The organism is Pseudonocardia sp. C8 (genome assembly GCF_014267175.1).
Lineage (GTDB): Bacteria > Actinomycetota > Actinomycetes > Mycobacteriales > Pseudonocardiaceae > Pseudonocardia.
Genome location: NZ_JACMTR010000002.1, coordinates 5,504,976 through 5,524,748 on the forward strand (window position 1 = coordinate 5,504,976; position 19,773 = coordinate 5,524,748).

Here is a 19,773-nt window from a genome sequence, read left to right on the forward strand (position 1 = left end):
GGTCTCCGCCTATTGCCGTCAGTTTCACGAGAACCTGCTGAGTTGTTCTCGTCATTCGGACAGGAACCGTTCACCGCGCCTCCTCCCGGAGCGGACCGAGTTCCCGGGCCAGCCGCGACCGCCCGCGGGCGCAGCGGCTCTTCACCGTCCCGGCCGGCACCCCGACGATCTCGGCCACCTCCGTGACCGGGTAGCCGAGACCGTCCACCAGCACCACCGCGACCCGCTGCTCGACGGGCAACCGGGCGAGCGCGTCGCCGACCGCCAGCCGGGTCACCAGCCGTCCCGCCGGGTCGGCGGTGACCGTCGGGCCGGCGGGGCGGGCGTGGCCGCGCCGGCGTCCCGCGGCCCGCATCCGGTCCACGCAGCCGTTCACCAGGATCCGGTGCAGCCACGTCCCGGCGGCGGCGTCCCCGCGGAAACCCGGTGACCGCAGCGCGGCGAGGAAGGCCTCCTGGACGGCGTCCTCGGCCTCGGCGGGGTCGCCCAGCATGCGCAGCGCGACCGACCAGAGCCGGTCCGCGTGCAGCCGGAAGACCTCGTCGAGGTCGGGCGGCCGGGCGCGCAGGCTCCGGTCGAGGGCGGTCACCGGCGCACGGTAGGCCGGCCGCTGGGCCGGCCGCGGGCGTTCCGGGCGTGCCGGACGCGATCGCGAACGCCGGCCTACTGGACGGCGCGCTCGAAGGAGATCTCGCCGATCCGGCTCTGGTTGTTCGGGCCCAGGGTGGTGATCCAGAGCAGCACGTGCTCGGTCGGCCGCGCGGCGTCCAGCGGGACGACCGTCCGGCCGTCCTGCACGGTCACGGTGGTGATCGGGCTGGTCTGCGCGAGGCCTGCGTCCGCCGAGGGGGCCGAGCGGACCTCGACGACGGTGCCGGGCGTCGCCCCGGCGATCGTGAGCCGGTTGACCGGCTGCGGGGAGCCGAACGACGCCATGACCCCGATCCCCGGCTTGAGCGCGGGGAACGGCTGGAAGTACCGGCTGGTGCTCCAGGCCGTGGCCGGGTCGCCGTCGACGACCTGACCGACGCTGTCGGCGTTGTCAGCGTCGCCCGACGGGTCGAAGACCTGCACCGACACGTCCGGGACGGGAGCGGCGGCGGCCGGCGGGGGCGCCTGCGGGCTCGGCGGGGCCGTCGCGGCCGGCGGGAGCACCACGGGAGGAGCACCGGTGCCGCCGAACAGGGCACCCACCTGGACGCCGAGGTAGCCGAGGACGATCAGCACCCCGACCGCGAGCACGGACAGCCCGATCCGGAGGTTGCGCCGGCGCTGCGGGTCGTTGCGGGTGTCGGGCAGCCGGTCGGAGTCCTGCCAGACGTCGTCCGGGTCGGCGGGGGCGCCGTCGCGTGCCGGTGGGAAGAACGCGTGCTCGGCGTCCTCGGCGAGGATGTCGGCCAGCATCCGGTGCAGCGCCGCGGCGGTGTGCACCCGGCCCAGGCCGTCCCCGGCCTGGCCGAGCGCGCCCATGCACACGGTGTCCAGCTCCAGCGGAACCCCGGGACGCAACTGGGCCGGCGAGCGCAGCCGGCCGGCGGGCGTCCGCTCGGCGGCGACCAGACCGGCGCGCGCGGCGTCGGCGACCGACAGCGGCCAGCGGCGGGTCAGCAGGCAGTACAGCAGCCCGCCGAGGCCACGGACGTCGTCCGCGGCGGACACCGACGGCCGCGGCAGCAGGAACGCGAGCATCGCGCGGCCGTCCGGCGTGATCCGGACACGCTGCGGGTGGTCGCAGCCGAGCACGAGGCCCTGCTGGTGCGCCTCGGTCGCCGCGGCGGCCAGGTTCGCGACGGCCTTCGCCGCCCGGTGCGCCCGCACCGGTCCCTCGGCGACGGTCTCGGCGAGCGAGCGCCCGGGCACCCACTCGGCGACGGCGGCGCCCAGCACGTCACCGGGCAGACCGTGCGAGCCGGGTGAGAGCACGTCCAGCAGCCGTGCGCTGCCGGCGTGCTCGAAGCACCCGGACCGCAACGCGCGGACGATCATCTCGCCGGCCCGGGCCGTGCCCTCGGGGTCGTCCGAACGGTCGTCGGCGGGAAGCCTGCGGAGCAGCGTGACACCGACCGGACGGCGCAACACGGTGTCCTCGGCGCGCCAGAACTCGGCACCGGCCGACGTGTCGGAGCCGATCCGCTGACGCAGCACGTAGCGGTCGGTGAGCTGGGATCCGGCGGCCGTGCCCATCGCACCCTGCGGTGCGGGGAGTCGCTCGGTCGGCCGGCTCTGAGCGGGCACCCGCGAGGTGACCTGCTCGGTCGGCGGCTGGTCGGACGGCTCGGCCGGGTCGAACGACGGGTGCGGTCCGGCCGCAGCCGGCTGCGAGGCGGGGTGGACGTCGGTCCGGGCAGCGCGCTGGTCGATCTGCCCGCTCAACAGCCTCGCCCTCCCCCTTGGCGCTGGTGTCAGTCGATCCCCAGCCTACGTCACCCGGTTGATCCGGACGACCCGAGGAGCCGGGGTCACACCTGACCTTGTTGTGATCGACCACGGGCCCAGTAGGGTTTACCTCGGAGCGGCCGGGATCGCCCAACGGTCGATTTCGTGCGACGAGCGGTCGAAATCCGGCGGAGAGTGGAACCCAGTCGTGTCATCGCCGGTCGCCGACCGGTCGGGTCGGCAGTCCGCCGGTGGGTCCGGCCGGTGGCGCGCCGCCCGGCCCGTGCGGCCCGTCCCGCCCGTCCGGGTCGTCCGGCCCGGCCGGGCCACCGGGGCGGTCCGGGCCGCTCGGCCCGCCGCGCCCCGGCCCTGCGGAGGCCGATCGGGCGGCCCGGATCCGGCGGACGACCCGGCGCACGACGAGCACCACCAGCACCGCACCGGCGATCGCCGTCAGCCACACGGTGACCGTCCCGTAGACCGTCGAGCGGACCCGCAGCCGCGTGTCCGGGCCGAGGTCCGCGCCGTCCGGCGTGCGCAGGCCCGCATCGACGCTGAACTGGCCGGACCGGGTCACCTGCGTGTTCACCCGCACCTGGACCCGGCCCAGCGGCGGCACGGCCTGGACCGGGATCGGGTCGACCCGCAGCCCGGTCGTGCTCGACAGCACGACCCTGACGTTCATCGTCACGGGCAGCCCGTTCGCCACCGTGACGAGCAGGGGGGCGTTGCTCGTGCCCAGCGAGTACGGGCTGGGCGGCTGGACCACCCGCACCGAGGAGCGGATCTGGTCGATCCGCCCGGTGACGACGCCCGCCTCCCACACCGCCCGGGCCGGGTCGCCCCGCCACCACGAGGACGCGGCCCGCAACGTCCCGCGGACCAGCGGGTCGAACACCTCGGTGGGGGTGGCGCCGATACCGGTGCGGGCCTCGGCGGCCCCCCGCAGGCCCTCGATCGACCGGACCTGGTCGGCGATCGTCGCCACCACCTCGCGGGGGATCTCCGCGCCGCCCGCCTCGGGCGGGTAGAACAGCTGCGCCGACTCCTCCGGGGCGGTGGCGGCACCGGGCAGGCCGACCGGCCGGAGCCGGCCGTCGCCGATCAACGCCGACAGCGCGGACAGGACGCCCGCGGCCGCGTCGCCGCCGGCCGTCCACCGGTGGGGCGGCGCGACGAGCAGCGGCCCGGCGCCGTCCCCGCCTTCGGCGGCCCGGAACGCCAGCGCGGCGGCGAGGTTCTGCCCGGCCAGTCCCCCGGGCGGTGGCGCGGCCCCCCGGCCGGGCGCGACCTCGGTCAGGAGCGGGTCGGCGAGCACGGCCCGGGCCGGGTCGGCCTCGTCGCCGAGCGCGACGACGCCCGAGTCCCTGCCGGCGCTCACGCCGTCCGCCGACAGCAGCAGGCGGGTGCCGCCACCCAGGGCCTGGAGCGTCGGCTCGTCGAGCACGCCGTCGGCGGGCCAGACGACGTCGTCCAGCACCGGGGTGCCCAGCTGCTCGGCGAGCGCCTCGCGGCCCTGCTGGAGCGTCCGGCGTGCGAGGTCGGCCTCGCCGCCGCGGACCAGCGCGACGAGGTCGGCGTCCGAGGGCGGCAGGGCGATCACGCAGGTGCCCCGGGCCACCGCCTGCAGCGCGGTCAGCCACTGGCCCGCCGCCTCGGCGCCCCGCCCGGGGGCCGTCGCACCGTCCGGGCCGGTGACGACCTCGTAGCCGCCCCGCATCGCGACCGCGGTCGCGACGAGCTCCGGGTCGACGGCCAGGCAGACGGCCGACCGGGCCGGCGACCCGGCCGGGGCACCGGCGCCCAGGGCGTCCACCAGGCCGCGGAGCCGCCCGCCCGCCGCGAACGACGCCGCCAGGTCGTCGTCGGTGAGGACCGGGACCTGGCCGGGGACCGGCGGGATGCGGCGGGGCGCATCGGTGATCGGGTAGAGCATCGACACCGGTGTCGCGGCGGCCGGTTCCGCCGGCGGGCCGCCCGGGAGCGCGGACACCGGCAGCACGGTGCGGATCCCGGCGAGGCGGGACACGGTGCCGCCCACGTTGCCGTTGAGGTTCACCAGCAGCGGGTAGGAACCCGGGCCGGGCAGCGCCAGCGAGGTCCCCGGCGGGCCGGTCAGCGGCACCACGTACCGGAACGGCACCGACGCCCCCGGCGCGAGCGGGCCCAGCTCGACGAACGGCGGGACGGCGTCGTCGACGGCGGCCTCCCCGTCGAACGCGCTCCGCAGGCCTGCCTCCCCCGAGACGGCCGCACCGCGCTGCACGCGCAACGAGAGCGCGTCGACCGGGTCCGGGCCCGTGTTGGTGACCGTGCCGGTGACGACGAGCTCCGGCGCGCCGGCCGCGGTGACCACCTGCGGTGACATGGCGGCGACGTCGAGCCGGACGGGGCCCGGGGCCGGCTCCTGGGCGGCCGCGGGCACCGGGAACGCCGCCGGGGCGAGCGTCCCCGCCAGGGTGACCAGCAGGATCGCGACCAGGGCCGCGACCCGTCTCACGCCGTCTCCTCCAGGAGGTTCGCCGCGTGCCGGATCAGCCGGCGTTCGTCGGCGTAGGCGAGCCTGCTCTCCAGCTCGCCCAGCGGCACCCAGGCCACCTCGGCGACCTCGACGTCGGCGTCGGAGAGCTCGCCGCCGAGCGCGCGCATGAGGTAGTGGTGCACGGTCTTGTGCACGCGGCGGTCCTCGGCGACGAACCAGAAGTCGATGGTGCCCAGTGGTGCCAGCACCTCACCGATGATGCCGGTCTCCTCCTCGACCTCGCGCACCGCCGCCTGCTCCGCGGTCTCACCGGCCTCGATGTGCCCCTTGGGAAGTGACCACAGCAGGCGTCCCCGGCGGTCGAGGCGTCCGATCAGCGCGGCCGCGCCGGTGACCGGGTGCACGACGAGCCCGCCGGCGGACGTCTCGTCCACCGTGCGCAGGCGGCGGCGCCGGTCCGGGGAGCGTCGCGCCCGTCCCGCGCTCCGCCCGGCGGAGGAGCGGCCGCGGGAGGTGGACATGTGGCGATGGTAACGAGGAGGTGGCGCCTCGGGGCGGTGACGAGCCGTCGCGGTCGGGTCCGTCGTCCGGGAGGTCCGGGGGTGATCTGCGGCGGGGTTCCGGGCGATCGCACCGTGCCCGGGGCCCGGCCCGGGCGCGTTGCCTACACTGGCCGGTCGTGTCCTCGCCGTCCGCGATCTCCCGACCGCACCGACCCGCGCCCCGGACCTCCGTGGCCGGACCGGACCCGGACGAGCTGCAGCGCTCCCAGGAGAACGCCGTGGTCCAGATGCTCGACGTGCCCGCCGTCGCCGACGAGCTGGCGGCCCGGTTCGCCGCGCGCGGCCACCGGCTCTACCTGGTCGGCGGCAGCGTCCGTGACGCGGTGCTGCGCGGGACCGGCGCGTCCGACCGCGACGCGGGCGATCTCGACTTCACCACCGACGCCCGGCCGGAGACGATCCTGCAGATCGTCAAGGGCTGGGCCGACGCCGTCTGGGACACGGGCATCGCGTTCGGCACCGTCGGGCTGCGCCGGGGAGACCACGTCCTCGAGGTGACGACGTTCCGCGCCGACACCTACGACGGCGCCTCCCGCAACCCCGAGGTCCGCTTCGGCGACACCGTCGAGGGTGACGTGGTGCGCCGGGACTTCACGGTGAACGCGATGGCGGTCGAGCTCACCGGCTCGGAACGGCGCTTCGTGGACCCGCACGGCGGGTTCGCCGCGCTGGCCCAGGGCGTCCTCGACACCCCGGACCTGCCGGAGCGCTCGTTCGCCGACGACCCGCTGCGGATGCTGCGCGCGGCCCGGTTCGTCTCCCAGCTCGGGTTCACCCCCGCCGAACGGGTGACGGCCGCGATGACCGAGATGGCCGGCGAGCTGGCCCGGATCACCGCGGAACGGGTGCAGGCCGAGTTCACGAAGCTGATGCTCGGTGCCCACCCGCGGCGCGCGATCGAGCTGCTCTGCGACACCGGCCTGGCGAAGCACGTCGTGCCCGAGGTGCCGGCGATGCAGCTGGAGACCGACGAGCACATGCAGCACAAGGACGTGTACACGCACTCGCTGGTCGTCATGGAGCAGGCGATCGAGCGGGAGACGGACGGCCCGGACCTCACGCTGCGGCTGGCGGCGCTGCTGCACGACATCGGCAAGCCCGCGACCCGGCGCAAGGAGCCGGACGGGCGGGTCTCGTTCCACCACCACGAGGTGGTGGGCGCGAAGATGACCCGCAAGCGGATGCGCGCGCTGAAGTACCCGAAGGCGCTGATCGACGACGTGTCCCAGCTCGTCTACCTGCACCTGCGGTTCCACGGGTACGGCAAGGGCGAGTGGACCGACTCCGCGGTGCGCCGCTACGTGACCGACGCCGGCCCGCTGCTCGACCGGCTGCACAAGCTCGTCCGGTCCGACTGCACCACCCGCAACCGCCGCCGGGCCGCGGCGTTGCAGCGCAACTACGACGGGCTGGAGGAGCGGATCGCCGCCCTGCGCGAGCAGGAGGAGCTCGACGCGATCCGGCCGGACCTGGACGGCAACCAGATCATGGAGCTGCTCGGCATCGGGCCGGGGCCCGCGGTCGGGAAGGCCTACAAGCACCTGCTCGCGCTGCGGATGGAGCAGGGCCCGCTCGGACCGGAGCGGGCCGAGGCGGAGCTGCGTGCCTGGGCGGCGGAGAACCTCTGACGGACGGATGTCCTGGACGGACGTATGAACCCGTCGTCGTTCAGGTGACGGCCGGCTCGGACGTCCGTACAGGACGCACGTTCAGGTAGGCGGTGTGCGCGAGCAGCCCGGCGGCGTAGATCCCGGCGGCGAGCCCCAGCAGCCCGGGTGACCAGCCGTCGGTCGGCCCGGCCACCGCGGCGAGGGTCACGGCGGCGACGTAGCAGACGCTGAACACGGCGTCGAACAGGGCGAACACCCGGCCGCGGACGTCGTCGCCGGCCGCGGCCTGCACGCCGGCGTCGGCGCACAGCTTCACGACCTGCCCGAGCACGCCCAGCAGGAACGCGCTCACCAGCACGGTCGGCAGCGCCAGCCAGAGCGCGACCGCCGCCTGGGCCAGCACCGCGCCACCCAGCGCGAGCCGCACCGCCCGGACCGTCCCGACCCACCGGACCAGCGCCGGCGTCACCAGAGCGGCGACGGCCAGCCCGGCTGCCGTCAGCCCGGCCACCACGCCGACACCGGGCAGACCGCCCGCGCCGGGGGTGCCGTCCGGGGTGAACACGTACCGGAACAGCATGAGCAGCAGCAGCGTGTTGATCCCGAACGCGAGCCGGTGTGCGACCAGGCCGAGGAACGGCGCGCAGACCGCCGGGGTCGTCACGGTCGCGCGGGCCCCGGCAGCGAACCCGCCGAGCACGTCGCGGAGCACCGGAGGGTGCCCGGCCGCCTGCGGTGTGCGCCGCTCGCCGGGGCCGGGCGGGTGCCCCGCGCCGGGGACGCCCGGCTCCGGGCCGGGCCGGCCGGGGTGCGCGGCCGGCCGCCCGGTCGGGACGTCGCGGGCATCGACCGGGGCGTCCGTGGCGGGGGCGTCCGTGGCCGAGGCGTCCGGCGCCGGGTCCGGCCCGAGCGCGCCCCGGCCGAACCGCGCCGCCAGCAACGCGGCCACCAGCGAGCCCAGTGCGGCGAACAGGACGGTCGTGGCCGAGCCGGTGTCGCCGTCACCGAAGACGGCCCGCAGCCCGACCGCGCAGCCGGCGCCGACCGCGGCCACGCCCGCGCCGACCGTCACCGACAGCGTGTTGGACGGGACCAGCCGCGCGATGCCCGGCACGACGTGCGGCAACGCCGCCGACAGCCCGGTCAGCACGAACCGGTTCACCCCGGTCACCGCGAGGGCCAGCACGAACAGCGGGGTGCCCGCCCAGCCGGCGGCGATCGCCGCCGCGACGCCCAGGACCAGGCCGGCCCGCAGGAGGCTCGCCCAGGCCAGCACGCGCCGCCGGTCCCAGCGGTCGAGCAGGGAGCCCGCGAACGGCCCGAGGATCGAGTACGGCAGCAGCAGCACCGCGAGTCCGGACGCGACGAGGAGCGGGTCCGCCTCGCGTTCCGGGTTGAACAGCACCGCCCCGCCGAGCGCGGCCTGGAACAGCCCGTCGGCCCACTGCGCGGACAGCCGTACGGAGAACAGCCGGGCGAACGGCGCCCGGCGCAGCAACGCGATTGCGGCACCCAGCCCAGCGCTCTCGCCCGGCCGTGCGGGGGCGGCGGTCCGGCTCGGAGTACTGGGCACGGGTACCGAGCCTACGTCCGACAGGCAGGTGCGAACATGGGGTCGTGCGGGATCACCGCGCCACCCGAGGCGCCGCTCTTCCCCCGGTCACACCGGGGAGCCTGCTCGTCGCCGCTCCTGCTCTGGGCGACCCGAACTTCGCCCGGACGGTCGTCTACATGATCGAACACCGGCCGCACGGCAGCCTCGGAGTCGTGCTGAACCGGCCCGGGTCGGCGGCCGTCCGTGACGTGCTGCCGCGGTGGGCCGGGGTGACGAGCGATCCGGGGACGATGTTCGTCGGCGGGCCGGTGGAGGAACGGACCGCGCTGTGCCTGGCCGCGCTGCGGACCGGCGAGTCGGGACACGGGCTGCCCGGCCTCATGCCGGTCCGGCCCCCGGTCCAGCTGGTCGATCTCGACTCCGACCCGGCCGCACTCGCGCCGCGGCTGCGCGGCCTGCGGATCTTCGCCGGGTACTCGGGATGGGACGCCGGCCAGCTCGACGGGGAGATCGCCCGCGGGGACTGGTTCGTGGTTCCCGGCCTGCCGGACGACCTGCTGACGGTCGCGCACGAGCGGCTCTGGGAACGGGTGCTGCGCCGGCAGGGCATCCCGCTGGCCCTGCTCGCGACCTTCCCGCTGGATCCGGCCTACAACTGACCGCGATCCCGGCCGCGGTGGGGCGGGATCGTGCAGCGTCGGCCTCGTGTTCGCGCTCGAGGTGCACGATGTCGCCCGTACCGGGGCGGGGTCGCGCTGGTCGACTTGTGCCCGGTCCCCGAGGCGCGCGGTGTCGCCCGTGTCGGGGCGACGCCGTAGCTGATCGACGTGGGCCCTGTGCTCGAGAGGCGCGTTGTTGCCCGTCCTGGGGCGGATTCGTGTTGATCGAACCTTGCCCGGTCCTCGGGATGCGCGGTGTCGCCCCTTCCCGGGCGGATTTCGTGCTGATCGACATCGGGCCGGTGCTCGAGGTGCGCGTTCTGGCCGGAGCCGGGGCGGATTAGTGCTGATCGACCCGGATCCTGTGCTCGGGAAGCGCGTTATCGCCTTCCCGTGGGCGGATTCGTGTTGATCGACGTCGAGCGGGTGTTCGAGGTGCGCGTTCTGGCCGTTCGAAGGGCGGGATCGTGCTGATCGACCCGCCGTCGGCGCCCGAGGCGCACGATGTCGCCGTGCGGGGGCGGGATGGTGCTGATCGAGTTGTGCCCGGTCCCCGAGGCGCACGATTTCGCCCGTGCCGGGGCGACGCCGTGCTGATCGACGTGGGCCCTGTGCTCGAGAGGCGCGTTGTTGCCCGTCCTGGGGCGGATTCGTGTTGATCAACACCGGGCCGGTGTTCGAGGTGCGCGTTCTGGCCGTTCGTGGGGCGGGATCGTGCTGATCGACCCGCCGTCGGCGCCCGAGGCGCACGATGTCGCCCGTGCGGGGGCGGGATCGTGCTGATCGAGTTGTGCCCGGTCCCCGAGGCGCACGATGTCGGCCGTGCCGGGGCGGGATCGTGCTGATCGACCCGGTGCCTCAGCCCGCGGCGGCGTCCTCGTTGCGCGTCCCCGGCGCGGTGCCGGTCGAGTCCCGGCAGCCCGCGATCAGGTCGCACCCGCTGCAGACCCCGCCGCAGGTCGCCTCCGGGGCCGGGGTCTGCTCGGCGATCGTGACCTGCGCCGCGCGGGCACCGAGCGAGCCGCCGAGGCCGGCCAGCACGACCGTCCCCACGAGCGCGATCACGCCGAGCACCCACGGCAGCGCGCCACCGCGGTCGCCGAACACCAGCGCCGTCCCTCCGGCCAGCCCGACCAGGCCCGCGGCGCCGAGCGGGGCGGCGGCGACCCGGTTGGCCAGCACGAACGCGTCGGCGGTGCGGAGGCTGTCCGGGGTGCGCACGCCGACGAACCGGTTGCGTGGCAAGCGGCCGGTCGCGCCGAGCACGGCGAGCACGACGAGCGCCGTTCCGGCCAGCAGGAGGAGGGCGGCGAGGATCAGGCGCACGGTGGTGGGCACGTGACCAGGGTAGAACCCGGCTGAGACGGACCGCCCGCCCCGGCTACCCTGGTCACATGTGCACGGCCCGGCGGCCGCTGCCCCACTGGCAGCACCGACTTCCCGGCGCCGCGCCGCGGTGACTCCGCCGGCGAGCGGATCTTCGGCGGTGCGGCGACGACCCCTCCTGCTCCTCGGCGGAGGGGTCGCAGCGTGTTCCGGGCCCTCGACACGGGCCGTCGCGACAGGTTTCCCGAGGTGAGACGGACATGAGCACCGAGACCAGCACCGCCCCCGAGACCAACGGGGAGCGCGCTGCGTCGGCAGACCGGCCGGCGTTCCGCTACGACGCCGAGATGGCCGGCCGGATCGAGCGCAAGTGGCAGGACCACTGGGAGGCCGAGCAGACCTTCCACGCCCCGAACCCGGGTGAGCCCGGCTCGGAGAAGCCGAAGTTCTACCTGATGGACATGTTCCCGTACCCGTCCGGGGCGGGCCTGCACGTCGGGCACCCGCTGGGCTTCATCGGCACCGACGTGCTGGGCCGCTACCTGCGCATGACGGGCCACAACGTGCTGCACCCGATGGGCTTCGACGCCTTCGGCCTGCCCGCCGAGCAGTACGCCGTCCAGACCGGGACGCACCCGCGAACGACCACCGAGGCGAACATCGAGCGGTACCGGGCACAGCTGCGCCAGCTGGGCCTGGGCCACGACCCGCGCCGCTCGGTGTCGACCACCGACATCCCGTTCTACCGCTGGACCCAGTGGATCTTCCGGGAGATCTTCGAGGCCTGGTACGACGCCGACGCCGGCCGGGCCCGCCCGGTCGCCGAGCTGCGGGCCGAGTTCGAGAACGGCACCCGCACCACTCCGGACGGCCGCCCCTGGGCGGAGCTGTCCGAGGGCGAGCGCCGGGCGCTGATCGACGGCCACCGCCTGGCCTACATCTCCGAGGCCCCGGTGAACTGGTGCCCCGGCCTGGGCACCGTGCTGGCGAACGAGGAGGTCACCCCCGAGGGGCGCTCCGAGCGCGGCAACTTCCCGGTGTTCCGCCGCAACCTGAAGCAGTGGATGATGCGGATCACCGCCTACGCCGACCGGCTGGCCGACGACCTGGACCGGGTCGACTGGCCCGAGTCGGTCAAGGCGATGCAGCGGAACTGGATCGGGCGCTCCGAGGGCGCCCGGGTCCGGTTCCCGGTCGCCGAGAGCAGCGGAGGCGGAACGAGCATCAGCGCCGCCGGCGCCGGCGAGATCGACGTCTTCACCACCCGCCCGGACACGCTGTTCGGCGCCACCTACATGGTCCTGGCCCCGGAGCACCCGCTGGTCGACGAGATCGTCCCGGCCGCATGGCCCGCGGGTGTCGACGGGCGCTGGACCGGCGGCGCCGCGACCCCGGCCGATGCGGTCGCGTCCTACCGGGCCGAGGCCGCCCGGAAGTCCGAGCTGGACCGGCAGGAGAGCAGGGACAAGACCGGCGTCTTCACCGGCGCCCACGCCGTCAACCCGGTGAACGGCCAGGAGATCCCGGTCTTCGTCGCCGACTACGTCCTGATGGGCTACGGCACCGGCGCGATCATGGCGGTGCCCGGCCAGGACCAGCGTGACTGGGACTTCGCGACGGCGTTCGGGCTGCCGATCGTGCGCACCGTCGACCCGGGCGAGGGTTTCGAGGGCGAGGCGTTCACCGGCGACGGGCCGGCGATCAACTCCGCCAACGACGAGGTCAGCCTGAACGGGCTGGGCGTCGAGGACGCCAAGCGGACGATCACCGACTGGCTGGCGTCGAAGGGCGCCGGCGAGGGTGTGGTCCAGTACAAGCTGCGGGACTGGCTGTTCTCCCGGCAGCGGTACTGGGGCGAGCCGTTCCCGATCGTCTGGGACGAGCACGGCCCGGTCGCGCTGCCCGCCGACCAGCTGCCGGTCGAGCTGCCCGAGGTCGACGACTACTCGCCGAAGACCTACGACCCGGACGACGCGAACACCGAGCCGGAGCCGCCGCTGTCCCGGGCGACGGACTGGGTGAACGTCGAGCTGGACCTGGGCGACGGTCCGAAGGCGTACCGCCGCGAGACGAACACGATGCCGCAGTGGGCCGGGTCCTGCTGGTACTACCTGCGCTACCTGGACCCGGAGAACGACGACCGGTTCGTGTCGGCCGAGGCCGAGCAGTACTGGCTGGGCAAGGACCCGGCGCAGGCGGCCGACGACCCGGGCGGCGTCGACCTGTACGTCGGCGGCGTCGAGCACGCCGTGCTGCACCTGCTGTACTCCCGGTTCTGGCACAAGGTGCTGTTCGACCTGGGCCACGTGAGCAGCGAGGAGCCGTTCCGCAGGCTGTTCAACCAGGGCTACATCCAGGCCTTCGCCTACACCGACGCCCGCGGCACCTACGTGCCGGCCGAGGAGGTCGTCGAGACCCCGGACGGTTTCACGTGGAACGGCGAGCCCGTCACCCAGGAGTACGGGAAGATGGGCAAGTCGCTGAAGAACGTGGTGACACCCGACGAGATGTGCGAGCGCTACGGCGCGGACACCTTCCGGCTGTACGAGATGTCGACCGGGCCGATGGACGCGTCGCGGCCGTGGTCCACCCGGGACGCGGTCGGCTCGCAGCGGTTCCTGCAGCGGGTCTGGCGCAACCTGGTCGACGAGGAGACCGGTGAGACCACCGTCGTCGACGGCGAGGCGGGCGAGGAGATCCGGCGGGCCCTGCACAAGGCGGTCGCCGGCGTCCGCGAGGACGTGTCGGCGCTGCACTACAACACCGCCGCGGCGAAGCTGATCGAGCTGAACAACGCGCTGACCAAGCGCGGTGCCCCGGTCGAGCGCGAGATCGCGGAGCCGCTGGTGCTGATGCTGGCCCCGTTGGCCCCGCACATCGCCGAGGAGCTGTGGCAGAAGCTGGGCCACGACGGCTCGCTGGCCTACGCGCCGTTCCCGGAGGCCGACGAGCGCTACCTGGTCGCCGACACCGTCGAGTACCCGATCCAGGTCAACGGCAAGGTCCGGTCCCGGATCACCGTCGCCGCCGACGCCGGGCAGGACGAGATCCGCACGGCCGCCCTGGCCGACGAGAAGATCGCCGCGGTCCTGGACGGCGGCGAGCCGAAGAAGGTCATCGTCGTGCCGGGCCGCCTGGTCAACGTGGTGCGCTGACGCCCCGTGAGTGGTTCGGAGGGCTCGGGCCCTCCCGACCACTCACGGGCGCTCGTCGCCCCAGAACAGCTGGGCGACGAGGATCGCGCCCCAGATCCCGATCGGGAAGACCGGCCAGAAGAACGGCCAGCCGTCGTCCGAGGCGATCGCCGTGACCAGCCAGATCCCGGTCAGCAGGACCGCCACGCCGGCCCAGGAGCGCCACTCGCCGAGGTACTCCGCCTTCTTGACCTCGGCGGTCTCGGCGCGCACCGTGGGCAGCGCCGACCGCGGCACCGCCGGAAGGTCGGCGACCAGCGCGTCGAGCTCGCTGCGGACGGTGGCGGCGTAGGCGTCCTGCAGCCGCTGGTCGTACTCGATCAGTGACAGCCGGCCCTCGTCGTGCGCCAGCTTCAGCCGTTCCGCGGTTTCCTGGCGTTCGGCGTCGGACACCCGGACCAAGGCCGGGCCGTCGCCCGCCTCGTTCTGCTCCCCCATGTCATCCGAGAGTAGCCACTCAGCGGCCCGCGGGGATCCGACTTCCGACCGATGCCGGCGTGGCCGCCCGGGGCCGGGTGGCCACGGCGACGCCGGCCAGGCAGAGCGCCCCGCCGGCCAGCGCGAGCAGCGCCGGGACCTCGCCGAGCAGCAGCCAGGACAGCAGCACGACGATCGGCGGGGCGGCGTAGGTGGCGGAGGCCAGCCGGCCGGCCGTCGTCCGGGACAGGGCGTAGCCCCAGGTCAGGAACGCGATCGCGGTCGGGAAGACGCCGAGGTAGGCGGTGCCGGCGACGGCCGTCACCGGTGCGGTGGCCAGCTCGGCCAGCAGCGACGGCAGGTACGGCAGCAGCGCGACCGTGCCGGCGACCGCGCCGATCCAGGTGACGGTCAGCGCGTCGACCCGGACCAGCAACCGCTTCTGGGCGACGGCGGCCCCGGCGTAGACCAGTGCCGCCAGCAGGCCCAGGAGCACTCCCGACACGTCGGTGCCGCCGGCCGACGTGGTCGTCGCGATGAGGACGACGCCGGTGAAGGCGATCGCCATCCCGGCCAGCAGCCGGGCCGGGAACCCCTCCCCGAGCAGCAGCCCGGCCAGCACCGCGACGATCACCGGCGCGACGTTCACCAGCAGTGCGGTGGTCCCGGCGTCGATGTGCCGCTCGGCCGCGTTCAGCGCCAGGTTGTAGAGCCCGAACCAGGCCGCACCCCACAGCGCGACGGCACCCAGCAGCCGCCCGCGCGGAAGCCGGGGCCCGCCCCGACGGGCCCGCACGACCAGCACGATCGCGGTCAGCGTGAGCGCGCCGACCAGCATCCGCCCGAGCGCCAGCGCGCCGGGCGAGAGGTCGTGCCCGACGGCCCGGATGCCGACGAACGCCGACGCCCAGAGCACGACGGTGGTCATCGCGGCGGCGAGCGGGAGGAGCGAGCGGGAGGTCTGCGTGCCGGTCACGACACCAGCTTGTCCGTGACGGACGGTTCAGCACCAGTGATTTCCGCTACGCCAGGATTCAGTACGGCTGTATGGTCGGGTCGTGCTGGACACCCACCGCCTGCGCATCTTCCGTTCCGTCGTCGCCAGTGGGTCGGTCCAGGCCGCCGCGGCGAACCTCGGGTACACGCCGTCGGCGGTGAGCCAGCACGTGACCGCGCTGCAGCGCGAGACCGGCCTGGCGCTGTTCGAGCGGGCCGGCCGGGGGCTGCGCGCGACGGCGGCCGGCCTGGTCCTGGCCGAGCAGGCCGACGCGATCCTCAACCGGCTCGGTGAGGCCGAGTCCCTCGTCGCGGACCTGCGGGCCGGCCGGACGGGTGCGCTGTCGCTGTCGTACTTCGCCTCGGTCGGCGCGGCCTGGCTGCCCCGGGTGGTGCGCCGGCTGACCGGTGAGTTCCCCGGTGTGCGGCTCGACCTGGCGTTGCGCGAGTGGCTCCCCGACGACCCGGCCGAGCGCTCGGACGTGCAGATCGCCGTCGCGGGTGGCGCCGGACGGACGGGCCACGAGGCCTGGCCCGGGTTCACCGCGCACCACCTCCTCGACGACCCGTACGTCGCCGTGCTCCCGCAGGGGCACCCGCTGGCCGACCGGGACGAGATCGAGCTGGCCGAGCTGGCGGGCGAGCGCTGGGTGGACAACGACTTCGCCCGCGGCTGGTGCCGGCGCAACCTGGTCGAGGCGTGCACCGCGGCCGGGTTCCGGCCGCCGTTCCACGTCGAGGCGCACGACTACCCGACCGCGCTGGCGTTCGTGGCGGCCGGGATCGGGATCACCGTGCTGCCCGAGCTCGGGGCCGCCCGCCTCCCGCCCGGGACGTGCGCGGTGCCGGTCGTGCGGCCGGTGCCGGTGCGGTCGATCGTGGCCGTGGTGCGGGACGCCGTCGCCGACACGCCGCCGGTGGTCGCGACGCTGGCCGAGCTGCGCGCGGCCGCGGCGCTCAGCCCCGCGGCCGGAGGACGATCTCGGTGAGGTGCGCGTCCGGGGTGGTGGTCAGGGCGGCCTGCACCGCGGCCGCGACCGACTCCGGCCGCAGGAACCGGGAGCCGTCGTACTCGCCACCGCTGAGGCCGATGCTCGCTCCGCCTGCGCTCCGCTCGTGCGCGACGACCCGCTGCTGCATGTCGGTGTCGACCCGGCCCGGGTGGACGGAGGTGACCCGGATGCCGTGGCCGGCCTCCTCGGCGCGCAGCGCGTCGCCGAAGGCCCGCAGCGCGAACTTGCTCGCCGCGTAGGACCCCCACCCGGCCCGCGCGGTGATCCCGGATCCGGAGTTGACCAGCACGACGTCCGCACCGGTGTCGGCACCGGCGCCCCGCAGCGCCGGTAGCAGCAGCCGGGTCAGCTCCGCGACGGCGACGACGTTGACGTCGAACTGCCGCCGCCAGGTGGCGGCGGGGGTCTCCTCGACGGTGCCGAGCTCGCCGATGCCGGCCGAGTGCACCAGCGCGTCGAGCCGGTCGATCCCGGAGACCGCCTCCGCGAGCGCGGCGTCGTCGGTGAGCTCCACCGGCAGCAGCTCTGCGCGCAGCGGGCCGGCGGCCGCCAGCTCGTCGCGCAGGGCGGCCAGCAGCTGCTCGTCGCGGCCGCCGAGGATCAGGTCGTGGGTGGACGCGAGCCGCCGCGCGACGGCGGCGCCGATGCCCCGGGAGGCGCCGGTGATCAGGGCCGTGGGTCGGTCGGGAGCGTTCATGTGCGCGAACCTACGACGCCCGGCCCCGTCCCGCGGGGGCGGGACGGGGCCGGGTGCCGGGGAGCGACGGCCGGGCGGCACGTCGGTCGGGGGGTGCGCCGCTCGGCCGGGCCGGTCTCGGGTCAGACGCGGCGGGCGGAGTTGAACGGCATCGCGTCGACGGCGGAGACCTTGACCGGCTCACCGCTGGTGGACGCGTGCACGATCTTGCCGCCGCCGATGTAGATGCCGACGTGGCTGACCGGGCTGTAGAAGAAGACCAGGTCACCGGGCCGCAGGTCGGACTTCGCGACCTTGGTGCCGACGGTCGCCTGGGCACGGCTGGTGCGCGGGACGTCCTTGCCGGCCTTCGAGTAGGCGTAGCTGATCAGCCCGGAGCAGTCGAAGGCGCTCGGGCCGGTCGCGCCCCAGCGGTAGGGCTTGCCGAGCTGGGCCATGGCGGTGGACAGCGCGCTGCTGCGCACGGCCGCGGCCTGGGCGGCCGGTGCGGCGGCCCGCGCGGCGTCGGCGGCGGTCTGCGCGGCCGGGCCGGGAGCGGCGGGGAGGACGTTGGCGGAGGGCACGACGTCCCGGGTCACGGTCGTGGCGGGGGCCGGGGCGTCCGCGGCGGGCGCCGCGATGGCGGCGGGGAGCGCGGACAGGGCTGCGGCCGCGGCGGCGGTGGCCACGACGGCGACGCGGAGCGCCGGAGCGGTGGGACGCTGGGGCACGGGTTGTTCCTCGGGGTCGCACCGCCGGGATCGCAGTGGGGGCGGGTGCGGGCCTCGTGCTGGGGAGTTCGCGCGTCGCGGGGACGACGTGCCGGCCGTTCCACCCGCCCGCGTCGTCGCCCGGCGGAGACCCTGCGCCCGACACCCCGGATGGGCGGCGGTCGCGCAAGGCCGTACGGCACATTACGAACAGATATCGAGGAGATAAATGACCCAGCGCACATTCAATGCATGACTGCGCTCACGGGAAATTCCGAGAAGATTCCGGATCGGGAACTTCCTGGTCCGGAAAGCACGACGGCCCGGCGGTGACCTGGGTGGTCACCGGCCGGGCCGGCGGTCGTCGGGCGGAAGGTCAGTGGTCGATCTCGCCGCGAATGAACGCCTCCACCTTGTCCCGCGCCTCGGAGTCGCGGTACTGCTCCGGCGGGGACTTCATGAAGTAGCTCGACGCCGACAGGATCGGCCCGCCGATACCGCGGTCCTTGGCGATCTTGGCGGCGCGGACGGCGTCGATGATGATCCCGGCCGAGTTGGGCGAGTCCCAGACCTCGAGCTTGTACTCCAGGTTCAGCGGCACGTCGCCGAACGCGCGGCCCTCCAGCCGCACGTAGGCCCACTTGCGGTCGTCCAGCCAGGACACGTAGTCCGACGGGCCGATGTGCACGTTGCCCCGCCCCATGTCCCGCTCCACCTGGGAGGTCACCGACTGGGTCTTCGAGACCCGCTTGGACTCGAGGCGCTCCAGCTCCTTCATGTTCAGGAAGTCCATGTTCCCGCCCACGTTGAGCTGCATCGTCCGGTCCAGCTGCACGCCGCGGTCCTCGAACAGCTTCGCGAGCACCCGGTGCGTGATGGTCGCGCCGACCTGGGACTTGATGTCGTCCCCGACGATCGGGACGCCGGCGGCCCGGAACTTCTCCGCCCACTCCGGGTCCGAGGCGATGAACACCGGCAGGGCGTTGACGAACGCGACCCCGGCGTCGATCGCGGCCTGGGCGTAGTACCGGTCCGCGTCCTCGCTGCCGACCGGCAGGTAGGAGACCAGCACGTCGGCGCCCGAGTCGCGCAGCGCCTGCGCGACGTCGACCGGCTCGTCGTCGGACTCGGTGATCGTCTCGCGGTAGAACCGCCCGAGCCCGTCGAGTGTCGGCCCGCGCTGCACGGTCACCCCGAGCGGCGGCACGTCCGCGATCTTGATCGTGTTGTTCTCGCTGGCCGCGATGGCGTCGGCGAGATCGTGGCCGACCTTCTTGGCGTCGACGTCGAACGCGGCCACGAACGTCACGTCCCGGACGTGGTAGCCGCCGAAGTCCACGTGCATCAGGCCGGGGACCTGGGCCGACGGGTCGGCGTCCGCGTAGTAGTGGACGCCCTGGACCAGCGACGCCGCGCAGTTGCCCACGCCGACGACCGCGACCCGAACCTGGCTCATGTCAGGCTCCTCCTGTTGTCTCGTGTCGTTCCCGGTGTCCCGGGTCTTGAGTCCGTTCCGGCCTCGTCGCCGGCGGTGTCCGGTCCTGGCTTCCGGTGTCCGCGGCGTTCTCGGCCGCGATCAGCTCGTTCAGCCAGCGCACCTCGCGCTCGGAGCTCTCCAGCCCGAGCCGGTGCAGCTCTCGGGTGTAGCGGTCGATCTGCTCGCCGGTCCGGGCCAGCACGCTGCGGAACCCGTCCCGGCGTTCCTCCACGGTCCGCCTGCGGCCCTCGAGGATCCGGATCCGGATCTCGGCCGGGGTCCGGGAGAAGAACGCCAGGTGGACGCCGAAGCTGCCGTCCTCCCAGGCCTGCGGGCCGGCGTCGGCAAGCATCTCGGCGAACCGCTCCTTGCCCTCGGCCGTGATCCGGTATACCCGCCTGCCGCGTCGCGACCAGCCCGTGCCCGGGAGATCGTGGTCGGTGGTCTCGGCGATGAGCCCCGCCCGGACCAGGCGCCGCAGTGCCGGGTACAGCGAGCCGTAGGAGCACGCCCGGAGGCCACCCAGTCGACGGCCGAGCTGTTTGCGCAGCTCGTAGCCGTGCAGCGGGGCCTCCTGGAGCAGGCCGAGCACGGCGAACTCCAGCACGGGCGCACCTCCTCGTCACCGTGGCCCGGACCGCCGGACAGGTCCGTCGCAGCATATCGCTCCGATACATCGGGCGCGCGACGAATGATGGTGATCACAGGGTCGCGGCGCC

At 74.7% G+C, this 19,773-nt stretch carries 16 protein-coding genes; 4 read left to right on the forward strand and 12 right to left on the reverse strand.

All coding sequences use genetic code 11. The annotated features are described in order from the left end of the window. Positions 1–70: 70 nt before the first annotated feature. The 4 genes from H7X46_RS26170 to H7X46_RS26185 form a co-directional block, all read right to left on the reverse strand. Complete coding sequence (locus H7X46_RS26170; RefSeq protein ID WP_186361879.1) at positions 71–589, reverse strand: sigma-70 family RNA polymerase sigma factor; 519 nt, start codon at positions 587–589, stop codon at positions 71–73. A 74-nt stretch (positions 590–663) separates the two neighbouring features. Beyond that, positions 664–2,373, reverse strand: a complete 1,710-nt coding sequence (locus tag H7X46_RS26175; RefSeq protein ID WP_186361880.1) for a protein kinase family protein — start codon at positions 2,371–2,373, stop codon at positions 664–666. Positions 2,374–2,587: 214 nt separating this feature from the next. After that, complete coding sequence (locus H7X46_RS26180) at positions 2,588–4,876, reverse strand: DUF6049 family protein (RefSeq protein ID WP_186361881.1); 2,289 nt, start codon at positions 4,874–4,876, stop codon at positions 2,588–2,590. Further along, complete coding sequence (locus H7X46_RS26185) at positions 4,873–5,379, reverse strand: NUDIX hydrolase (RefSeq protein ID WP_186361882.1); 507 nt, start codon at positions 5,377–5,379, stop codon at positions 4,873–4,875. Before H7X46_RS26185 ends, H7X46_RS26180 begins: the two co-directional genes overlap by 4 nt. Positions 5,380–5,591: 212 nt before the next feature. On the opposite strand from H7X46_RS26185, the gene H7X46_RS26190 reads away from it, so the two are divergent. After that, the gene (locus H7X46_RS26190; RefSeq protein ID WP_186362923.1) at positions 5,592–7,049 is read left to right on the forward strand and encodes a CCA tRNA nucleotidyltransferase; all 1,458 of its coding nucleotides are present in this window, start codon (positions 5,592–5,594) and stop codon (positions 7,047–7,049) included. Positions 7,050–7,089: 40 nt separating this feature from the next. On the opposite strand, the gene H7X46_RS26195 is transcribed toward H7X46_RS26190, so the two are convergent. Beyond that, positions 7,090–8,604: an MFS transporter gene (locus H7X46_RS26195; RefSeq protein WP_186361883.1), complete on the reverse strand. Its 1,515-nt coding sequence runs from the start codon at positions 8,602–8,604 to the stop codon at positions 7,090–7,092. A 44-nt stretch (positions 8,605–8,648) separates the two neighbouring features. Between H7X46_RS26195 and H7X46_RS26200 the strand changes: the two genes are divergently transcribed. After that, the gene (locus tag H7X46_RS26200) at positions 8,649–9,245 is read left to right on the forward strand and encodes a YqgE/AlgH family protein (protein WP_186361884.1); all 597 of its coding nucleotides are present in this window, start codon (positions 8,649–8,651) and stop codon (positions 9,243–9,245) included. Positions 9,246–10,103: 858 nt separating this feature from the next. On the opposite strand, the gene H7X46_RS26205 is transcribed toward H7X46_RS26200, so the two are convergent. Continuing rightward, entirely contained in the window at positions 10,104–10,583 is a 480-nt protein-coding gene (locus tag H7X46_RS26205) for an SdpI family protein (protein WP_186361885.1), read from the reverse strand. A gap of 248 nt (positions 10,584–10,831) precedes the next feature. On the opposite strand from H7X46_RS26205, the gene leuS reads away from it, so the two are divergent. Continuing rightward, positions 10,832–13,726, forward strand: a complete 2,895-nt coding sequence (gene leuS, locus H7X46_RS26210; RefSeq protein WP_186361886.1) for a leucine--tRNA ligase — start codon at positions 10,832–10,834, stop codon at positions 13,724–13,726. A 42-nt stretch (positions 13,727–13,768) separates the two neighbouring features. Here leuS and H7X46_RS26215 read toward each other — a convergent pair whose 3' ends face one another. Next, a complete protein-coding gene (locus H7X46_RS26215) occupies positions 13,769–14,203 on the reverse strand; it encodes a DUF1707 domain-containing protein (protein ID WP_186361887.1) in 435 nt (144 codons plus the stop codon). 19 nt (positions 14,204–14,222) lie between these two features. After that, positions 14,223–15,158, reverse strand: a complete 936-nt coding sequence (locus tag H7X46_RS26220) for a DMT family transporter (RefSeq protein WP_370588977.1) — start codon at positions 15,156–15,158, stop codon at positions 14,223–14,225. Between the two features lie 82 nt (positions 15,159–15,240). Between H7X46_RS26220 and H7X46_RS26225 the strand changes: the two genes are divergently transcribed. Beyond that, the gene (locus H7X46_RS26225; RefSeq protein WP_186361888.1) at positions 15,241–16,167 is read left to right on the forward strand and encodes a LysR family transcriptional regulator; all 927 of its coding nucleotides are present in this window, start codon (positions 15,241–15,243) and stop codon (positions 16,165–16,167) included. On the opposite strand, the gene H7X46_RS26230 is transcribed toward H7X46_RS26225, so the two are convergent. From H7X46_RS26230 to H7X46_RS26245, 4 genes are all read right to left on the reverse strand, one after another. After that, positions 16,136–16,888: an SDR family oxidoreductase gene (locus tag H7X46_RS26230; protein WP_186361889.1), complete on the reverse strand. Its 753-nt coding sequence runs from the start codon at positions 16,886–16,888 to the stop codon at positions 16,136–16,138. The two genes, H7X46_RS26225 and H7X46_RS26230, sit on opposite strands and share 32 nt — an antisense overlap. Before the next feature lie 122 nt (positions 16,889–17,010). After that, complete coding sequence (locus H7X46_RS30990; protein ID WP_370588978.1) at positions 17,011–17,598, reverse strand: C40 family peptidase; 588 nt, start codon at positions 17,596–17,598, stop codon at positions 17,011–17,013. Between the two features lie 355 nt (positions 17,599–17,953). Then, positions 17,954–19,033 carry an inositol-3-phosphate synthase gene (locus H7X46_RS26240; RefSeq protein WP_186361890.1) on the reverse strand — a complete coding sequence of 360 codons (1,080 nt, stop codon included), beginning with the start codon at positions 19,031–19,033 and terminating at the stop codon, positions 17,954–17,956. 1 nt (position 19,034) lies between these two features. After that, on the reverse strand, positions 19,035–19,661 hold the full coding sequence (locus H7X46_RS26245) for a PadR family transcriptional regulator (protein ID WP_186361891.1): 627 nt from the start codon (positions 19,659–19,661) through the stop codon (positions 19,035–19,037). Positions 19,662–19,773: the final 112 nt, after the last annotated feature.